Here is an 18,115-nt window from a genome sequence, read left to right on the forward strand (position 1 = left end):
ATTTACTTTTTTTCAGGCACGCGGCGGCTTCTCCCGAACACGATGGTAAGCAGGTGCTGCCCGCTGTAACTATAGTTTACCTGGAAGTTGTAGATATTGGCAATGGCCTTAACGATAGGTAGGCCAAGGCCGGTTGATGTCGGGCTGCCGCTGTCGTGGTGGAAACGGGAGAAAATGTGCTGTGCATTAAGCGGCTCCGCTTTTTTGCCACTGTTGGCTACGGTTAGCTGCTGCGGCTGTATGGTTATAGTTACGGTGCCCTGCTGGTGGTTGTGTACCAGCGCGTTCTTCAGCAGGTTGGTGAGCAGTACGGTAGCCAGGTCGGGGTTCATGTGCAGGCGGCACTCTCCTTCTTCGTGCAGGTGTATCGTAATGGCTTTGTAGTGTATCTGTTCTTCAAAATCGTTCAGCAGTTGCTTTACCAGCGCGTTCAGGTCTACGGTCTCCTCGGCTACAAACTGCTTGTTCTCTATTTTGCTCAGCAGCAGCAACGATCTGTTCAGGCGGGCCATGCGCTCCAGGTTCTGTATGGCGCCCGACAGCAGGCGCAGCTGTTCCTCGTTCAGGTTGTTTTCTTCTACCAGCAGCTCCAGTTTGTTCAGGCTGATGGCCAGGGGCGTTTGCAGCTCATGCGAGGCATTCTCGATAAACTGTTTCTGGCTGACGTAAGTGTCGGTGCTGTTCTGGATGAGCTTGCCTACGGCCTGGTTCAGGGCTTTGAACTCTTCTACATTGGTTGCCTCGTAGGTAATGGGCTCCTGCTTTTCGAGGCGGAAGGTGCGGAGCTGATTGATGAGCCGGTAAAAGGGTTTCCAGGTTTTTTTGAGCAGGAAGTTGTTCACCACCAATATGCTGGCCAGCAAACCAAGGTAAAGCCACACAATGGAGTACAGCAGGTCCATGATCAGGTCGTCGGTCTCGACCATGGTATTGATGACGCGGAGCTGGTAATAGGCATCCTGGTGGCGGAAAACGGTTTTAAGCATGCGCACCGGCTCCAGGTCCTGCTCGTATTCCATGTACATCAGGGTATCGGTGTAGCTATCGGTGTGTGCAAGGGCGCCGGGACCCGAAATTGGTTTGATGGCATAGTTAAACTCCCCGAACTGGTGGTGCTGCAGCAAGGTGCTGTCCTGCTCCACGCGCTGCAGGATCAGCAGTTTATAGTTGGCCAGACCATCGTCCAGGCTGTCGTAAATTTCGTCCAGCATGTTATAGTACAGCAGCGCCGACCAACCCGTGATCACGATGAACAGAATGGCGGCCAGGTACGAGATGGTATGGTTCAGGAGTTTCATGAGTGCGTTAGTTTGTACCCGATGCCGTAAATGGCCTGTATCTCGAGCTGGGCACCGTGCTCTTTTAGTTTTTTGCGCAGGTTCTTTATCTGGGAATAAATAAAATCAAAGCTGTCGGCCTCGTCTATCTGGTCGCCCCACACGTGCTCGCCCAGCGCGGTTTTGCTTACCAGCCTGTTTTTGTTGGCTATAAAATAGAGCAGGATGTCGTACTCTTTCCGGTTCAGGGTAAGTTCCCGGCCATCTACAAACACGGCGCGCTCGTCGGGGTCTATGGTCAGGTTGTTGAGGCCGATGGTCTGGCTCCCCTCGAAGTGGCGGCGGCGCAGCACCGATTTTACGCGGGCATGCAGCTCGGCCATATGAAAAGGTTTGGGCAGGTAATCGTCGGCGCCCAGGTTAAGGCCGGCTACTTTATCGTCTACTGCGTTTTTGGCTGATACGATGATAACGCCCTGCGCCGGGTTCAGCTGCTTCAGCTCTTCGAGCAGGGTAAGGCCGCTGCCACCGGGCAGGCCAATATCCAGCAGGATGCAGTCGTACTGGTAGAGGTTTATTTTCTCGGAAGCGGCATCGTACGTATCGGCGGTCTCTACCACATATTGCTCTTCCTGCAGCGACCGGACCATGTTATCCAGCATTTCGGGCTCATCTTCTACTACCAGTATCTTCATGGGTTTTAAAGCTAAAGCGCAATTCTGTAAAGTTTCTGGAAATACGGGGAGGAAGGTGGGAGGTTAGGTAAGTTAGAAGTCGGAAGTTAGAGGTCGGAAGTTAGAAAGTTAGAAAGTTAGAAAGTTGCTATAGTTTAGAAATGTAGAGACGTGCTACGTTGCGTCTTTTTGTCTGAATCAAGATTTACAGGATTTTTGGATTTTCAGGATTTGGTTTGTAGGGACAGGTCGCGACCTGTCCGCCGGCAGACTGTAACTATAAAACTATAGTTGTTGAGCTGGTAAAAGCAGAAGGTCCCCCTTTGAAGGGGGCAGGGGGATGACTTTCGGCAACTATAGCACTATACCCCAAACTATAACTATAGCAGAAATTGTCATGATGACGGCTGTTTAATTCTAATTTCCTGTGTGTTACCTGCGGAGGCTGGCTGCTTAAAACTGTACCTTGGGCACAGGTGGCGGGACGCCACCAGGTAGCGCACACTCGCCCGAGGCGAGCGAGGGCGTTAGATCGGTTATCGTGCTATAGCTATAGTTGGTCATCCCCCTGCCCCCTTCAAAGGGGGACTATTGGCTACTACTATAGTTTGGGCCATAGTGCTATAGTTGCCTTCACACAAGTAAAACTGGCGCGAGTCTCCAGACTCGTGACTTATTATTGGGTTGAGTCTCCTGACTCAACTGGCCCGGCAGGGGCAGGTAATTGCGATGGCTATAGTTAACACACCCCTGCCCCTCCTTATCTAAGGAGGGGAGCTTTTCCACCATCTTAATGCAACAGTTATAGTGCTATAGTTCAGCCTATCGCGCGGACAGGTCGCGACCTGTCCCTACCAGCCCAATCCTGCAGCCCCTATTTGAAATACCGTTAATCCACCAATCCTGCAAATCCTTCCTGAGATGCCGTTAATCCTACCGCATGCAAATCAGCTAATCCAGAGGTTCCTTTCATTTTAATCCTGTAAATCCTTTAATCCTGAGAATCCTGATTCAGACATAAAAAAGACGCAACGTATTGCGTCTCTACATTCCCTAAACACTCCAACTTTCTAACTTCTAACCTCTGACTTCTGACTTTCCTACCTTTCCTTACTATAGAGCCATTCTGCGGCGCTTTGCTCGGATATGAAGTTGCGGACCTCGCAGGGCAGGGGCGTTTCGGCGGCTATGTCGTAGATGGTTTCGAGGGCGATCTGGCCGAAAATGTCGGAGCTGGTGAGGTTGGCTACTTTGCGGAGCTTGCTGTGTTGTAAAATACGGGCTCCTGTACGGGCTATCCACACCTGGTCCTCGCGCGAGGGGGCGTGCATGCGGCTAAAGTCTGCCAAAATGAGCTCGATGTTGTTGGCTGCCACGTACTCGCTGGCGAAACGGACGGCGGCCCGCAATTTGCCCGACGGTATGGCGCCTTTCCACTCGTTCCAGAGCAAGCGCTCATCGGGGCAATGACGTATGGTAACGTATTCGGAATCCAGTACTTTTTCGAAGGTTTTGGTTCTCATACGCAAAAAGTTTTTTTGTACTTTTTACTATACGCAGCAATTTACATGGCAACTATAAAATTACCATATAACTACATAAAACCAAATAAGTTACGCATTTTTAAACTATAGTTTACACCTGCGCCGCAACAGTCCGCTGGTTGTACTCTTCTTCGGAAAGGGCAAAGGCAGGGTCTACGAGCAGTACTTCCTGGTAGGTCAGGTTATACAAACGGTACACCAGCACATCTATCTCCGCCTCCAGCCCCGACGTATCGGCAGCCGCATCGGCCTGTTTTATAGTTAAGATCTGCTCTACCAGCGAGGTTATAGTTGCGGTAACTTCATTGTCTACATTTGGTACAGCAAACTGAAGAATATCCCTAATCATTATCTGTGGGAAAGTATCTTCATTACTGATTTGGAATTTCTTTCTGAAATACCAGCCAATGAAGTTTGAATTGATAATACCCAATAATGGCTTATACTTTATTTCAGCCTTATCTGGAATTAACTTTAGCACAAACAGAAGTGTGTTGCAATAAGAAGTATAAGGTATATAGTTTGCAATTAAAGTTCTGCCAACAATTTTCCTTATCAATATTTTTTCATCTTCGAATTTTTCAGGAACTCTTGGTTCAGCCAACCAAGGTCCATAGTTTAACCAATTGTTTTCTTTCCAATTAAGAATGTATTTACCAACATCCTTACCATCAAAGAATGGCTTCCATACTTCATTTATCTGATTAGACGAAGTGAAAGGTTTACTGTCCCTAATTTCTGCTGTCTGCGCAGGCTTACCTTTTCCAACTTGGTATACTTTTATACCATAAAACATTGTAGTGAATTCTTCTAATTTGGTAAATTCAGAATCAACTTTGTTAATGATACTGAGATCTTCAGAATTACTCTGAACATTGAATGCCTTCTGCTCAAACCACAAAGCTGTAGAAGCAATAAACTTGTTCTCAGGCATGTCTATAGTTGTAATCAGATCTTTTTTATTGAAAGTCTTAACTGTTACCTGAGCTTCATTATAGTTTTCAGATTCTGTAGTTTTCCTAAAAAATAACAAAATCGTATCAACCGTAGCTTCATCAAAAATTTTGGAAGGCAATAAAACCACTTCTTCCAAAATTGTAGCCTTTAATATAAGTTCTCTAATAGCCTGTGTAAATCCTAAATTGAGAATAGTATCAGGAATTATAAAACCGAACTCACCCTGCTGCTTTAAGATATTGATGGCCTTCTCGATAAATAGAGCATAGCTCTCGCCACGTAAAGCAAAAGAAGTATATGATTTCTTGTAAAGATTACTCTCACTTTCTGTAAAACTCACACCATACGGCGGGTTTCCGATCACCACGTCAAAGCCTTTATAGTTGCCGGCTTCGTCGAGCACTTCCGGAAACTCGAACCGCCACTCAAAAGCGCCTTCATATAGTTTGTTGGCTTCAATGTCGGCCCGCTCCTGCTCCAGTTTCTGTAGCTGGGCCTGTAGTTTCTGCAGCTGTTTTTTGTCTACTTTTTTAGCGCCAAACAGGTCGGGGTCCTGCATTACGGCAATGGCGCCGCGCAGTTTGGCCATGTCGCGTCGCAGGGGGTCGTTGTTGGCCAGCGTGGTTCTAAAGCCCTGCTTTATCTCGTCCAGGAAAGCGACAAGCTGCTTTTTAACCTCTTTGGAGTTGGTGTGCTTATAGTTGGCAACAGCGGTGCGGTAAGCCTGCAAACTATGGCCTTTCTTGCCAAAGGCCTCGTGCAGGTCGGCGGTAAGCGGGTAGCGGCTCAGCAGCGAGTTGCCCTGCTTTATGTTTATATCAATGTTGGGCAGCGTCTGCAGCTGCGAAAATTTGTCGGAACCTTTAAGAGGGCTCTTACCCGCAGTATTTAAGGATGAACTGGATCTTTCATCAGTAAACCCATCGCGCAGCCCTGCAGCGTTGGCATAACATACCGGCGAACTATAGTTGTCTGCATCAGCTTGCATATCCTGCTCCTGGCAGTAGTAGGCGTTCTTCAGCAGTTCTATCCAGAGGCGCAGGCGGCAAATCTTTACCGAGTTGGGGTTTATATCCACGCCAAACAAACAGTTCTCGATAATGGTCTGCTTCTCATGGAAAAGCGCTTCCTGCAGCTCCTGCACCTGCGGGTTAATGGTGCGGTGGCCGTCGGGGTGCTGGTGCACCACATAACTGAACAGCTCGCCATGGTGGTCGGTCACGATCAGCTCGTCGTTCTGCACCTCAATGCTGCCGTAATGCAGCGGTTTGCCCTGGCGGTTCAGCAGCAGGCGCAGCTCGGCTTTTATAACGATAAGCTCGTTCAGGGCGCTTACCAGGTAGTGCCCCGAGCCCACGGCCGGGTCGCAGATGCGCAGGCTGTTTATGAGCTGGTTGTACTCCTTCAGGTGCTCTATACTATAGTTTCTGCTGATGTGCAGCTGCAGCGCTTCAAAGGCCTGGTCGGTTGAACTATAGCCTGCCTGCTCCGCCCCTGTTTTTGTGATCCCAGCTGGACCTGAACCGAGCACCCAGCCATATTTCTCTGAAAAGCGCTGCACAACGGCCCGCCGGATGGCTTCGCGGCTCATGTACATGGTTATAAAACCGGGCGTGTAAAAAGAGCCGTCGCGGTAGCCGTTTATCTTTTCAAAAATAAGTCCCAGTACCGATGCCGTTATCAGCGTTTTGTTTTCTTCCTGTATCTCCTCCTTGCCCTCGGCGCCGAAGTCGTAGCTGCCCAAAAAGCGCAGCAAATACTCCAGGGTGCGCATGTCGGGCTGGGTTTTGCCAAGGGGTTTGCCGGTTTCGTCGCGCAGCACGGTTTTGGGGTACAGCGGCAGGCGGCTGGTGTCTTTCAGGTTAGAGATGCGCAGCGTGCGTTTCTCCAGGGCTGTGGTCTCGAACAACGACGAGTTGAGGTACGGGATGTGGCCGTATTTCTGGCGCACGTTTTCGGAGCGGAGATGCGGGCGCTCGGCCAGCACATCAAAAAAGAGCTCGTTCAGGTCATCAAACTCCACCAGCTTTTCGGGACGCATAAACACGTAGGCCTTGTCGCCGTGGTGGTAACTGGCCAGTTGCGCCTCCAGCAGCTTCAGGAACAGGATGCGGTTCATCCAGGTAATGCACAGCTCCAGGGCCACGTTAAACAATTGCTCTTCGCGGGTGCTGCCGTAACTATAGGCATTGTCCAGCCCGCTGATCAGGTCTTCGGATTTCAGTTTCTGGTACGCCGCCTCCAGCAACGAGCCACTGTCGGGTTTTGCTTTGCGCTGTATCAGTTTGCGGCCTCCCTCCTTCACTTCCTCCAGGCCAATCAGGTGCAGCAGTTCCAGGTAAAAGCCGGGGTCCAGGGAGTTGGCATCGTTGGCAAAAGGCTCTTTCAGCAAATGCGCCGGCGACAGCAGTTTGTAGAGCTGCACCAGTTTCACATCGTCTTTCAGGTCCTGGTTGCGCAGCGGCTTTTCGTATTCTTTTAAGTTGAAGTAGGTGTAAACTATAGTTCCGTCGGCGAGGCCGGCAATAAAAGGCGCTACAATTTCCTTGTAAAAAAACTCGGTGCTGTTCCCCGATTTCTTGCCCTGGCTCCAGTCGGTAAAGTCTTTGCGCAGCTGGCCGTTGCGGTAAAACAGGCGGTCAAATTCCAGGGCATCAAACACAAACCACTCGTGCACGCTGGTAATGATGAGCTGTTTCAGGTCGTTGTTCTTGTGCTCTATCCGTTCGCGCAGGTAATACAGCACCAGCTCGTGCATGGCCTTGTAGTTCAGGCTGTCGGCAGTGGGCATGTCGGCTTTGTTGGTTGGCCGTTTTACCTCCAGCAGCACGCCGGCGGGGCTTTTGGTATCGGTGCCGGTATGTATCACCAGGTCAGTCTTGCCTTTGGTGTTCAGGCCATAGCGGTCGTAAAAGGTCGCCTTCAGGAAATCGCGCAGGTGGTTCTTTACATGCTCTTCGCTCTCGTTCAGGTCGATGCTGTCGAGCAGGGTACGCAGCGCATTTTTAAAGCCCTCGATGTGGGTGCGGGTGGTTTTGCTGCGCAGGTAAGCCTTGTTCAGCGCCTGTTTCGGCCGAAGGATCGTTTGTTGCATGGCGTGGTTTGTTTTCTTAGGCAAAATAGGGAAATTAATTTTCAATTATGAATTAAGAAGTTAGAAGTTAGAAGTTAGAAGTTAGAAGTTAGAAAGTTGGGAAGCTGCTATAGTTTGGGAGTTGTCATGTCGAGCGTCCGCCGAGACATCTTATATGTTCTATAGTTCATTTCCACTCTTTTGTCATTTCGAGTGTAGCGAGAAATCTATCTCAGCCTATAGTTCCTTCTATTGTCATCCCGAGCATAGCCGAGAAATCTTATATGTCCTTTAGTCCTATAGCTGACTTTGCCTGCCATCCGAACCAAGCCTTCTTTCTATAGCTTCTACTAATCCTGGGAGCTCTAATAGCCTATAGTTTTATAGTTTAGTTGGCTCCCTCCCGGGCCGGGAGGCCCCGTCTTCGGGCATCGCGCGGTGTACATTTCCTTTGCTCGTACCTCGCAATGCCTTCGGCACCGGAAATCTACAAGGCGCTCAACCCAAAGACTGAAATCATACTCGATAGCTGCTGCTTTAGCTATAGTTGCTGTATTGTCTCTTGGCTGTAGCAGATCGGTTACTTTCTCGTGGCTATAGTTACGTAGGGACAGGTAAACCTGTCCTGCTCACGGTCTGTAACTATAGAACTATATGTCAAACTATAGCAAGACAGAAAGCTCCCCTCCTTGGATAAGGAGGGGTTAGGGGTGGTTGGACCAGCAGCAACTATGAAGCTATAACTCAAACTATAGCAGAGGCCCAAATCCTGAAAATCCTTTAATCACCATTAGTCCCGGTTCAGATATGCCTGTCCCTGCCGGGCCAGTTGAGTTACAAACTCAACCCTATAAGTAGACACGGGTTACAAACCCGCGCCAGCGAAATGTAGTACTCCAGAAACTATAGCACTGTAGCTTCCAACTATAGCAAACCCATATCCTGTAAATCCTTCCTGAGGTACCCTCCGTTTTCAATCCTGTAAATCCTTTAATCCTGATTCAGACAAAAAAGACGCAAAGTATTGCGTCTCTACATTCCCAAACTTCCCAACTTTCTAACTTTCTAACTTTCTAACTTTCTAACTTCCAAGCTTTCTAACTTCTGACTTCTAACTTCTAACTTCTAACTTAAATGGCTTTCTGCTCCAGGTAGGCAGACGTGAACGGGTGTTCGGTGGCGACGCCTTCTTTGAGAATGTGCATCACCTGCCAGCCGCGCTCTTTCAGGTAATCGGAGATGATGGCCCGGTGACAGCGCCACCATACGGCTTCGGAGCACATGTAGGCAGTATGCTTTTGAGTGGCAAGATTGGTCAGGTTGGCGATGGCTGCTTCAAATTCTTTGGTCTCGGCATAATCGGCATAGCCCCGGAACGACTCGCTGCGCCAGACGGTGTTCGTGGAATCGGGACGGGGTTTGCGACGGCCACCTAAGTCGGTCATGGGTTGGTAGGCAATGCCGGCGGCGGGCAGAAATTCCTGCAGCGCCTCTACGTTAAAATGCGGATATTTCCTGGAACCCGGGTAACGGCGCACATCCACCAGTACTTCTATTTCGAAGGAGTTAAGGGCTGCTACAACTTCGTCGGTGGTACGGGTAGAGTGCCCGAAGGTCCAGATCGTGGGAATGTTCTCTTGCATGGCGGTATCGGGGTGTGCGGCCAACTATAGTTTGGTGAGCGCAGAGCCTTTGTGGGCAGCAATGTGGTCTGTTTTATCGCTTTTTATTTCGTATTGCGGCTCGTCTTTGCTGGCATGGTGCGTGTAACCTTTATAGTCGAAATCGGTGGTATGCACTTTTACAATGGTGCCGGTAACGTGGCCGGCTTCGGAGTTCCAGCGCACATGGTCGCCTTTCTTAAACTGCTGTTTCATAGTTGCTCTTCTGATGGTTCAAACGGTTCCGGTAGCGGCCTTGCTCAGGCCACACCTCCCCTCCTGTATTCGGCAACCTTCCCGAAAGGTTTTTACCAACCTGCCGGTTTGCTTTGTTCAGACTATAGTTCCGGAATAGCCTGTAGCCAACTCCTCGCCGATAAACGCACAACGATTACCTGAATTCCGGGTAAAATAAGCAACTTGCCACCCCATTTACCTGCGCCTTTACATGAACAGACTCTTACCCACCAATGCCGCCCTGCAGCTGCTGCGCTACCTCAGCCAACAGCTCGGGCAGTTAGAATACGATGCCGAAAAGCACCGCCTGCTGCTGCCCCACGAAGCCGGTGATGCCACGCTTTACTTCCGGTTACCGCTAACTATAGCATCGCCCGTGCAGGGAAAGTTTGCTATGCAGCAGCCAGTAAACTATATCATCCTGCTCATACAATCGGGTAACTGTGCGCTGGGTTATTTCGAGAACGGCCGCAACCTGAACCACAAAGTATTCCGCTCGTACATGGTGCGCAAAAAGCAGGGCAAAAGCCAGGTAAAGTATCTCAAAACCAAAGGAAAGTCGCGCGCCGGTTCGCGTGTTCGTTTAGGTGAAACACTGGAGTTTTTCGAGAACATAAACGGCCGCCTGCAGGAGTATTTTGAACACCATACCATCGACCGCATTGCTATCAGCTGCTCTAAAACACTCCTGCCTTACCTGTACAGTTCCAAAACCGAAACACCTTTCACCAAATCAGACCCGCGCCTGCTGAAGATACCACGCCACGTGCATACCCCCATCTACGAGGTGCTGCTCGATACCAACCGTTACCTGCTGCGCGGCGAACTGGTGTTCGACGAACAGGGCCGGGAACGCGCCACCCAACTGCTGGAAGCAGCCGGCATTACTGGTTTACAACACACCCCGGAAGAAGATTCTGACAGCTGGGAGGAAGACCAAGAAGATGAGAGCGCGGACGAGGATGTTTTTTATGATGAAGAAGATGAGGAAGAGGATGAAATGGAGTGGTAATTCTACTTCTGATGCCGCCAGATTGAGTGTAGCGGTAACTGGCGGTTAACTATGGTTCCAGTTTGTAACTGGCGCTGCTTTGTAAAAGCAGGAAACTATAGCTTCCACTATAGAACTATAGTTTGCCTCATTCATTGCTGGAGCGGATCTGCGATCCGTGACTTATTTATAAAGTCGGATTTGTAATCCGACTGGGCCGGAGGCCCAAACTATAGTTCGACACGAGCGAAGACGCTCGCGCCATTGATAATCAAACATGCCGCAAGTTTGCAACTTGTGGCTGCACAAGGCAGCAAGTTTGTAACTTGCTTTGCTTTGAAAAAGCAACAAAACCAGTAGCCGCAACTATAGAACTATAGTTTTTTCCATTCGAATCTACCCGCAAACTATAGTTTCTGCTCGCGCAGAAAGCCAGTTACAAACTGCCGCCAAACTCAGCCACAAGTTGCGCTGACGCTAAACTTGCGTTAACGCCCTCGCTCGCGTCCCGCGAGTGTGAGGTACCGGTGGCGTCCCGCCACGTTTCATAGCAACTATAGTTTCAGAACTATAAACGGAGCAACCTATAGTTTAACGCGGCCAGAGTCCGCTAAATAGCTCACACTCGCGGGACGCGAGCGAGGGCGAAGGGGATGCGAACGAGGTTGAAGCAGCGTTTTCTATTGCGCCGAACTATAGCTGTGCATTACTCAGCGCAAACTATAGTTTAACCTTGCTTTTGGTACAGGCTTTCGTTCCGGAACCTGACGAGGGCTAATACTACGGCCTGTTCGTATAGTTGCATGCGGTCTACGGCGTTGTGGGTCAGCAGGCCGATGGCGCCGGTGGTTTGCTTGGAGTTGCTTTTCTGAAAGACAATGTCGTCGGCGTGGCCCAGTTCCATGCCCTGCGCTACCAGGTTTGCCACAGCAGGCGGAAGGAAAAAGGCGCCGGAACGTGCTTTGCCTGTGGCGTGCCGGGTGCGCACCACCACCCACGCAAACGAAGCCAGCTCCTCTTCCTGCAGCTCAACCCCGCCTTCTATCCCGATCCAGTAATCTGCGTCAGGTTGTTTGGCAAAGGCATTGTTTACCCTGTTCAGGGCACCGGCCAGGGTTTCGGCATCGCTCATAGGCTGATCTGCCACCCCCGATGGTACCTGCACCTGCACGGCCTCAAAAGCAAGCTCCGGAAACATCTTCCGGAAACCGCGCAGAGCTGCCTCTGTTTTAACCGGGTTGTGGGAAGCCACTGCTATCGTTCGTGTTGAATCAGACATAAAAAGGAAAACATTTATTTTTGTAGCTGGTTTATGTAACCGGTTCCGGATTGGAATGTACTGCTCCGCACGTTGCAACGCTGCCGGCTACCAGACTATTTTTTACAAATTTAGAAACAGAAGTACCGCTTACCAATGAAACAGGAGTTAATTAACCCCTTCGGCCGTGTTTACCTTACCATTGAAGAAGATACCACTAACAAATGGATACACGTAAACTGGATGGGCCACTTAACAGAAGATAACATTAAAAATGGTGCACGAGCCTACACCGACGTGCTTGCCAGGTCCGGATACCGCTGCATACTGAACGATACCCGCCTGATACTCGGCAGCTGGGGGCACTCCATTGATTGGGTACTGCACAAATGGGCTCCGGACGCCGCCAAAGCCGGGCTGCAGTATTTTGCCATGATCACCACCCCCGAAACCTTTGGCAGCTCTACTGCTTCGGAGTTTTATGACAAAATAAAAGAATTTACGGTAGCAGTTTTTGAGGAACGACGCGAGGCCGAAGACTGGCTGCGCCAACACTCCCTGCCTAAGCTGCAGGAATCAGAATAACAGCAAAAACGCTGTGCCCGGATTTTGAAGCCAGTACACAGCCATAGTACTATAACTAAGGCCTTGTACAAAACAAACGCAGCCCCGAAACCGTGCTGGCTTCGGGGCTGCGTTTGTTATAATCTATAGTTGTTACCTGCTGCTAATCGTCGTCAGAGTCGCGGGTGAGCATGTAAACGGCGCCGGCGGTAATGGCCGCAAAAATAGCTACCCTTGCCAGTAAGCCCGTTTTGTTGTGTTTCAGATCTGCCTGGTATCCTTTCTCCGACAGGATGTTCGGGAAAGTACCCTGCACAAAGTCATCGATAATGCCTTCCACCACGTTCACGCGGTCGGCAATGATCAGGGGAAGCCAGTGGCTGTACTCGTTCTCGCTTCGCTTAAAAGCCATCCTGCGGATCATGCCGCTCAGGCCGCTTGGTGGTACCGCCGTACCAAACACCGCCGTTACATTGGGCCTCTCAATCGAGTGATGTATCTCGATGTTGATGGGCTGCTGTGTGGGCCGTTCCCAGGTGTAGCCTTTGTGCTCTTCGTTGGTACGCTTTTTCATGGGGTAGGTCGGGTCGTTTTTCGGATCCGCATCTATCCCCCAGCCAATGATATGCGAATGGTCGGCCGGGCCCCTGTTATTTTCAAATGGTCTGTTATCTTCCATGGTATTTTAATTAAGATCTTGCAGTTGGTGGAATAAGGACAGGCTTGATGCAGTTGTCAAGTTTCTCGGAGAACATGCGGTACCCTTCGGCCACTTCTTCCAGCGGAATGCGGTGCGTGATCAGGGCTTTCGGGTTGATGATGCCGTTCTGCACATGCTCTATCAGGCGGGGCAGCAGGCGTTTTACCGATGCCTGGTTTGCCCGTATGGTCAGGCCTTTGTTAAGCACGTTGCCGATCGGCACGAGGTTATCCGTAGGTCCGTACACCCCAACTATAGATACGATACCTCCTTTTTTAACGCAGTTGATGGCCCAGTGCAAGGCGGTGGCAGAACCGGCCTGCAACAACATTTTACGGCCTGTGATGGTCTGCATCAGGTTACCGGTAGCCTCTGCTCCTACGGCATCAATGCACACGTCCACGCCCAGCGAGTCTGTCTGTTTTTTGGCAAATACGGCCGGGTCGCCTATCTCCTCATAGTTAAAGGCTTCGCACTGCGCATAGTTGCGGGCAAACTCCAGGCGGTAATCCAGCTTATCGATAATGATGACACGGCCCGCACCAAACAGCCACGAGCATTTGGCCGCCATAATACCGATTGGCCCTGCACCAAACACCATCACCGTATCCCCTTTCTGAATACCTGCCATTTCAGCGGCCTGGTAGCCCGTAGGCACTACGTCAGTCAGCAATACGGCATCGTCCAAATCCATGCCTTCGGGTATAATAGTGGGGCCTACGTTAGCATAGGGTACGCGCACATATTCTGCCTGGCCGCCGTTGTAACCGCCCGCTGTGTGCGAGTATCCGAAAATAGCACCTACCGCTGTTGCCTGCGAGTTGGCCTCGTGGCAGTTGCCGTATAGTTCCTGCCGGCAGAAGGCGCACCTGCCGCACGAAATATTGAACGGCACCAGCACATTATCCCCTACTTTCAGTTTGGTAACTTCAGTGCCTATTTCCACTACTTCGCCTGTAAATTCATGCCCGAAGGTGGTGCCTACGCGTGTATCGGGCACGTTGCCGTTGTAGAGGTGCAGGTCGGAGCCGCAGATACACGAGCGCGTTACCCGTACAATAGCATCTTCGGGGTGCAGGATTTCGGGCATAGGTTTCTGGTCGATCCGGACACGTTTTGGTCCGCGGTAGTTCATTGCCAGCATAAGTTTGTTTTGAGTTTAGTTATACATCCGTAAAACACACAGCGGCTTTTGCATCAGTACCGTGCTTTGCGGCAGGCTCGGAATAGCATCTGTATGGTAGCATATAATTACTGATATAAGCTTACATAGTTGCAAAAATTGTACTTATACCAGTTACCACTATATTTATATAGTACTATAGTCAGGCTGCGATATGCGAGCAAAGCCGGGAGAGTTGGCTATAGTTTGGTTAAGCAGACAGAGTTGATGCAGTAGCGCAGGCCATAGGGTTCCGGCCCATCCTGAAACACGTGCCCCAGGTGGCTGTCGCATACATTGCAGCAGGCTTCGATGCGCTGCATGTGGTGGCTGTCATCAAAACTATACTTTATAGCTGCTTTGGTGGCTGGTTGGGTAAAGCTGGGCCACCCCGAAATGGCCCTGTATTTTTCGCTGGCATTGAACAACAGGCTGCCACAGGCGGCACACAGATATGTACCAGGCTCAAACACCTTACAGTACGCATTGCGGTAGGGTGGCTCGGTACCCTTTTGTCGCATTACGGTATATTGCGCCGGGCTTAGTTTCTGTGCCCACTCCTGCTCGGTAAAGTCCACCCGGTGGTACGGTTCCGGGTTGCCATACTTGGCGTAATAAATGATGTCTTTCCAGCGGAGCATAGTAATCTGAGAAATAAAATTACCAGAACGGCTTCTTAAACTATAGGTTAATCGTCAGTACCAATCCGCGCTGTATAAAAGCAAAAAGGGCAACGATCTGTTACAGCCGTTGCCCTTTTACGTGGTTTTAAACCTTATTATTTTATTTCGTAGGAAAGCAGCTTTACCTGCCCCTGGGCTCCAAAATCGCTCAAAATCAGGCCTACACCTTTTGCGTAGTAGTAGTTTGCTACTATTTCCGTTCCCAAATCCTGGCCCATGTACGAGTAAGTGTAAATGGCTTTCACATTCACTACGTCATCAAATGTCTTGTCGCCCACGGTCTTGGTTATTCCTTTCTGCTCTACCGACATGGTCAGGGTGGTAAGAACCCCGTTTATGGTAAATTCCTGCACCCATGGCTTGCCCGCAATGCTCTCTTCCTTTAAAATAAAGATTTCCATCTGGCCGGTGTTGGGCATAAAACCTACTGCCGAATAATTGCCGTTTTCTTTCAGCAAATACGATTTGTTACTGGTGCTGCCCTGCTGCGTTTCGTACTCGAAGTAGGTTTTACCATTTATTTCTTTGGTATTGCCTGTTACGCGGGCGGTGTACTGTATGGCCCCACCATAGGTCCAGTTAGAACCAGCCGTAGTCGGGAAATAATCCTCTGCAGCTTCAAGGTTGGGGGTGGTGTCGTCTTCTTTGGTACAAGAAGCAAGGGCGCCAACTACAAGGCACCACAACAGGATGAGTTTAAGTTTGTTCATAACTATATAGATAATCCTGTGCAATTTAAGATAATTATCAGAGGCTGCCATACTTATTAAAAACAAAAGCAATGCATACAAAAAAGCCACCCCGCAGCAGGCAGGGTGACTTTTTGTGGTGATGTAAAGTACAATTATTTTTCCGACTGCCTGATGTTGTTCAGTGTTTCGATGTCTTCTGAAGATAGTTTGATAGCTGCTGCTTTATAGTTCTCTTCGAGGTGCTTTACCTTAGAGGTACCCGGAATGAGCAGGATGTTGGGGGCATGGTGCAGCAGCCAGGCCAGGGCGATCTGGTGTGCTGTGGCATCGTACTTCGCTCCTACCTCCTGCAGGGTATTAATGGCACCCACGTTGCCGGCATTGATCGGATTCCACGGGATAAAGGCAATATCGTTCTGGCGGCAGAACTGCAGTTCGTCTTCCCACTTGGTCCTGAAATCGACGCTGTACTTGTTCTGCACCGATACGACCGGGAAGTACTCCTGCGCTTTCTTTATCTGCTCTACCGACACTTCAGATAAGCCGATGTGCTTTACCAGGCCTTCTTCCTGCACGCGCTGCAAAAACTCCAGCGTTTTTTCGTAGGGCACCTCCGGATCAATGCGGTGCAGCTGGTACAGGTCGATGCGGTCTTGTTTCAGGCGTTTCAGGCTGCCTTCGAGGGCGCGCTGCAAGTAATCGGGATCGGCGTTGATGGGCCATACGTTGGGGCCGGTGCGGGTAAGGCCCCCTTTGGTAGCAATAACCAGGTCTTTGGGGTACGGATACAGGGCCTCGGCTATCAGCTCTTCCGATACGTTGGGGCCGTAACTGTCGGCGGTATCAATAAAGTTAATACCCAGCTCCACGGTGCGCTGCAGCACCCGGATGGCTTCGTCGTGGTCTTTTGGTGGCCCCCAGATGCCTTCGCCGGTAATGCGCATTGCGCCAAAACCCATGCGGTTAACGGTAAGGTCGTTGCCAATAGTAAAGGTCTGGGACACTTCTTTTGTTTCTGCCATAGTTTGTTTGTTTAAGATAACATGTACGGCCGGAGCACTTGCCTGTTGAGGCAAATACTACGGCCGTGCAGTAAACAACTATACAGCAGTAAAAAAGTTTAGGTTTAGTAACGGGTATCGGCGTGGGCAACAGTGCCACCGCGACGGGCAGCATCTACACTCCAGATACCCGAGCCGCGCGCTGCCATGTACAGGAACAGGAAGCAGTAAAGCAAGGCCAGTTCGCCCTGGTTTTGGATGGGGAAGGCTGCCTGCGGGGCATGCGCCATAAAATAAGCAACAGCCATTTCGATGGCAGCAATAAGCGCAACCCAGCTTGTCAGAAAACCGATAGCGATCATCAGCCCGCCTACCAGCTCAATGATACCGGCAACACCCATCAGGGAGGCAATCTCTACGGTGCTGCCGTCGCCGGGCCAGCCAAATAGTTTCTGGGTGCCGTGCATGGCAAACAGCAGACCCGCCACAATGCGCAGTAAGGCATACAAGTGGGGCGCATAATTTCCTAAAAATCCGTTCATACCTGTTTTTTTATAGTTTAAGATGAGAGTAAAGCCACTGATGATATTAGCATAACGCTATAGACGAATATGTTACAAATAAAGTTGGAATAGTATATAGTTTACAACACGACAACTATAGTAAACCCGGCACCATTTGCCCTGAACACATAAAACCTGCCTGCAATAATGTACAGGCGGGTTTTGGTGGTCTTTAACCGGAAGCACTTAGTAGGTAAACTGCTCCCGAAACGGTTGGGCATTCGGGTAGGCTTCCAGGGTGGTGACGCGCAGTTGGGGCATGCCCGAAGCATGGTAACTATAGCTATAGTACTCTTTGCCCTGGCCGGCATCGCGGTAGCCTGGGTTGTTTACAAATAACTTTACACCTGGCAGGTAAAAATCCGAGTAAGCAAACGGCAACGGGTTTGGGTTGCTGTCGTAGCCGCCCCAGCGGATGTAGGTGGGTGCGCTCAGGTCTTCTTCCCTATCGCTTGTACTCCAGCTCACCGCAGACGTTGTCAGGTTTCCGTTGGTATCATAGCTGTATTCGGTTACGCCAAGCCTGCCGGTATTTGATGTGGCATAACTCATGGTGGTCTGTTTCACCAGCTTATCGCCTTCGTACTCAAATGTGTAGCGGTAGTTTACCAGGCCTTCGCCATAGTAACGTGTTGCAGCCACTACTTTGTCGCCTTCATAAGTATACTCCAGCCAATTGTTGCCTGATACATAGTTTAAACGCACCGGCTTGTTGCCTTCATACACTATCGTGTAGCCCTGGTAGGTCAGGTCGGTGTAGCCGATGCCGGATAAGCGGCCCTGGGTATCCCAGGTGAAGGTGCGGGTGCCCATGCCTTTGAGTAAACTATTGGCAGTTACAGGTGGTAGCGTGTTGGTTGGTGGTGTTGTGTTAGGTGGTGTGGTGTTAGGCGGCGTACCTACCGGTGGCTGTTTGGGCGGGTTGGTGGATGGAGGCACCGGCATCGGGAGGTCGTACTCTTTTTCGCAGGAGGTTAGCACAACCGACAGGCCCAGCCCGGCAAGCAGCATTAACTGATGTACTTTCATAGTTTTATGGAGGTTAAGATTGAATTGGTTATTCTATATTGGCAAGACA

General features: G+C 50.2%; 16 protein-coding genes. 2 read left to right on the forward strand and 14 right to left on the reverse strand.

Going from position 1 to position 18,115, the window contains the following annotated elements:
• Nucleotides 1-2: 2 nt before the first annotated feature.
• From H7F15_RS16680 to H7F15_RS16705, 6 genes are all read right to left on the reverse strand, one after another.
• Nucleotides 3-1,298, reverse strand: a complete 1,296-nt coding sequence (locus H7F15_RS16680) for a HAMP domain-containing sensor histidine kinase (RefSeq protein ID WP_185198131.1) — start codon at nt 1,296-1,298, stop codon at nt 3-5.
• Nucleotides 1,295-1,972 (reverse strand): response regulator transcription factor, encoded by a 678-nt coding sequence (locus tag H7F15_RS16685; protein WP_185198132.1) that lies wholly within the window; start codon nt 1,970-1,972, stop codon nt 1,295-1,297. The genes H7F15_RS16680 and H7F15_RS16685 overlap by 4 nt, the downstream gene beginning before the upstream one ends.
• A 1,079-nt stretch (nt 1,973-3,051) precedes the next feature.
• Nucleotides 3,052-3,474, reverse strand: coding sequence for a hypothetical protein (locus H7F15_RS16690; RefSeq protein WP_185198133.1), 423 nt, complete (start codon nt 3,472-3,474; stop codon nt 3,052-3,054).
• Nucleotides 3,475-3,586: 112 nt separating this feature from the next.
• On the reverse strand, nt 3,587-7,570 hold the full coding sequence (locus H7F15_RS16695) for an N-6 DNA methylase (RefSeq protein WP_185198134.1): 3,984 nt from the start codon (nt 7,568-7,570) through the stop codon (nt 3,587-3,589).
• Nucleotides 7,571-8,655: 1,085 nt separating this feature from the next.
• Complete coding sequence (locus tag H7F15_RS16700) at nt 8,656-9,168, reverse strand: DUF488 family protein (protein ID WP_185198135.1); 513 nt, start codon at nt 9,166-9,168, stop codon at nt 8,656-8,658.
• A gap of 24 nt (nt 9,169-9,192) precedes the next feature.
• Nucleotides 9,193-9,402 carry a DUF2945 domain-containing protein gene (locus H7F15_RS16705; RefSeq protein ID WP_185198136.1) on the reverse strand — a complete coding sequence of 70 codons (210 nt, stop codon included), beginning with the start codon at nt 9,400-9,402 and terminating at the stop codon, nt 9,193-9,195.
• A 232-nt stretch (nt 9,403-9,634) separates the two neighbouring features.
• On the opposite strand from H7F15_RS16705, the gene H7F15_RS16710 reads away from it, so the two are divergent.
• Nucleotides 9,635-10,435 (forward strand): hypothetical protein, encoded by an 801-nt coding sequence (locus H7F15_RS16710; RefSeq protein WP_185198137.1) that lies wholly within the window; start codon nt 9,635-9,637, stop codon nt 10,433-10,435.
• Between the two features lie 706 nt (nt 10,436-11,141).
• Here the strand turns inward: H7F15_RS16710 and yjjX are convergent.
• Entirely contained in the window at nt 11,142-11,693 is a 552-nt protein-coding gene (gene yjjX, locus H7F15_RS16715; protein WP_185198138.1) for an inosine/xanthosine triphosphatase, read from the reverse strand.
• A 135-nt stretch (nt 11,694-11,828) separates the two neighbouring features.
• On the opposite strand from yjjX, the gene H7F15_RS16720 reads away from it, so the two are divergent.
• Nucleotides 11,829-12,257 carry an STAS/SEC14 domain-containing protein gene (locus H7F15_RS16720; RefSeq protein WP_185198139.1) on the forward strand — a complete coding sequence of 143 codons (429 nt, stop codon included), beginning with the start codon at nt 11,829-11,831 and terminating at the stop codon, nt 12,255-12,257.
• 142 nt (nt 12,258-12,399) lie between these two features.
• Here the strand turns inward: H7F15_RS16720 and H7F15_RS16725 are convergent, their stop codons facing one another.
• From H7F15_RS16725 to H7F15_RS16755, 7 genes are all read right to left on the reverse strand, one after another.
• Nucleotides 12,400-12,915, reverse strand: coding sequence for a hypothetical protein (locus H7F15_RS16725; RefSeq protein ID WP_185198140.1), 516 nt, complete (start codon nt 12,913-12,915; stop codon nt 12,400-12,402).
• 10 nt (nt 12,916-12,925) lie between these two features.
• A complete protein-coding gene (locus H7F15_RS16730) occupies nt 12,926-14,080 on the reverse strand; it encodes a zinc-dependent alcohol dehydrogenase (protein ID WP_185198141.1) in 1,155 nt (384 codons plus the stop codon).
• A 218-nt stretch (nt 14,081-14,298) separates the two neighbouring features.
• Entirely contained in the window at nt 14,299-14,739 is a 441-nt protein-coding gene (msrB, locus tag H7F15_RS16735) for a peptide-methionine (R)-S-oxide reductase MsrB (protein WP_185198142.1), read from the reverse strand.
• A 137-nt stretch (nt 14,740-14,876) separates the two neighbouring features.
• The gene (locus tag H7F15_RS16740) at nt 14,877-15,491 is read right to left on the reverse strand and encodes a hypothetical protein (RefSeq protein ID WP_185198143.1); all 615 of its coding nucleotides are present in this window, start codon (nt 15,489-15,491) and stop codon (nt 14,877-14,879) included.
• A 134-nt stretch (nt 15,492-15,625) separates the two neighbouring features.
• A complete protein-coding gene (locus tag H7F15_RS16745; RefSeq protein ID WP_185198144.1) occupies nt 15,626-16,495 on the reverse strand; it encodes an aldo/keto reductase in 870 nt (289 codons plus the stop codon).
• Nucleotides 16,496-16,599: 104 nt separating this feature from the next.
• Nucleotides 16,600-17,016 carry a DoxX family protein gene (locus H7F15_RS16750; protein WP_185198145.1) on the reverse strand — a complete coding sequence of 139 codons (417 nt, stop codon included), beginning with the start codon at nt 17,014-17,016 and terminating at the stop codon, nt 16,600-16,602.
• Nucleotides 17,017-17,223: 207 nt separating this feature from the next.
• Nucleotides 17,224-18,066 (reverse strand): hypothetical protein, encoded by an 843-nt coding sequence (locus H7F15_RS16755; protein WP_255481293.1) that lies wholly within the window; start codon nt 18,064-18,066, stop codon nt 17,224-17,226.
• Between the last annotated feature and the right edge of the window lie 49 nt (nt 18,067-18,115).

The sequence above is a fragment of the Pontibacter sp. Tf4 genome (genome assembly GCF_014212495.1).
Lineage (GTDB): Bacteria > Bacteroidota > Bacteroidia > Cytophagales > Hymenobacteraceae > Pontibacter.

Excerpts from the sequence above, each read along its gene's own strand:
- H7F15_RS16730 (WP_185198141.1), bottom strand. The coding sequence starts at position 14,080 with ATGCTGGCAATGAACTACCGCGGACCAAAACGTGTCCGGATCGACCAG.
- msrB (WP_185198142.1), bottom strand. The coding sequence starts at position 14,739 with ATGCTCCGCTGGAAAGACATCATTTATTACGCCAAGTATGGCAACCCG.
- H7F15_RS16710 (WP_185198137.1), top strand. The coding sequence starts at position 9,635 with ATGAACAGACTCTTACCCACCAATGCCGCCCTGCAGCTGCTGCGCTAC.
- H7F15_RS16750 (WP_185198145.1), bottom strand. The coding sequence starts at position 17,016 with ATGAACGGATTTTTAGGAAATTATGCGCCCCACTTGTATGCCTTACTG.
- H7F15_RS16700 (WP_185198135.1), bottom strand. The coding sequence starts at position 9,168 with ATGCAAGAGAACATTCCCACGATCTGGACCTTCGGGCACTCTACCCGT.
- H7F15_RS16755 (WP_255481293.1), bottom strand. The coding sequence starts at position 18,066 with ATGAAAGTACATCAGTTAATGCTGCTTGCCGGGCTGGGCCTGTCGGTT.
- yjjX (WP_185198138.1), bottom strand. The coding sequence starts at position 11,693 with ATGTCTGATTCAACACGAACGATAGCAGTGGCTTCCCACAACCCGGTT.
- H7F15_RS16720 (WP_185198139.1), top strand. The coding sequence starts at position 11,829 with ATGAAACAGGAGTTAATTAACCCCTTCGGCCGTGTTTACCTTACCATT.
- H7F15_RS16705 (WP_185198136.1), bottom strand. The coding sequence starts at position 9,402 with ATGAAACAGCAGTTTAAGAAAGGCGACCATGTGCGCTGGAACTCCGAA.
- H7F15_RS16685 (WP_185198132.1), bottom strand. The coding sequence starts at position 1,972 with ATGAAGATACTGGTAGTAGAAGATGAGCCCGAAATGCTGGATAACATG.
- H7F15_RS16680 (WP_185198131.1), bottom strand. The coding sequence starts at position 1,298 with ATGAAACTCCTGAACCATACCATCTCGTACCTGGCCGCCATTCTGTTC.
- H7F15_RS16690 (WP_185198133.1), bottom strand. The coding sequence starts at position 3,474 with ATGAGAACCAAAACCTTCGAAAAAGTACTGGATTCCGAATACGTTACC.
- H7F15_RS16740 (WP_185198143.1), bottom strand. The coding sequence starts at position 15,491 with ATGAACAAACTTAAACTCATCCTGTTGTGGTGCCTTGTAGTTGGCGCC.
- H7F15_RS16745 (WP_185198144.1), bottom strand. The coding sequence starts at position 16,495 with ATGGCAGAAACAAAAGAAGTGTCCCAGACCTTTACTATTGGCAACGAC.
- H7F15_RS16725 (WP_185198140.1), bottom strand. The coding sequence starts at position 12,915 with ATGGAAGATAACAGACCATTTGAAAATAACAGGGGCCCGGCCGACCAT.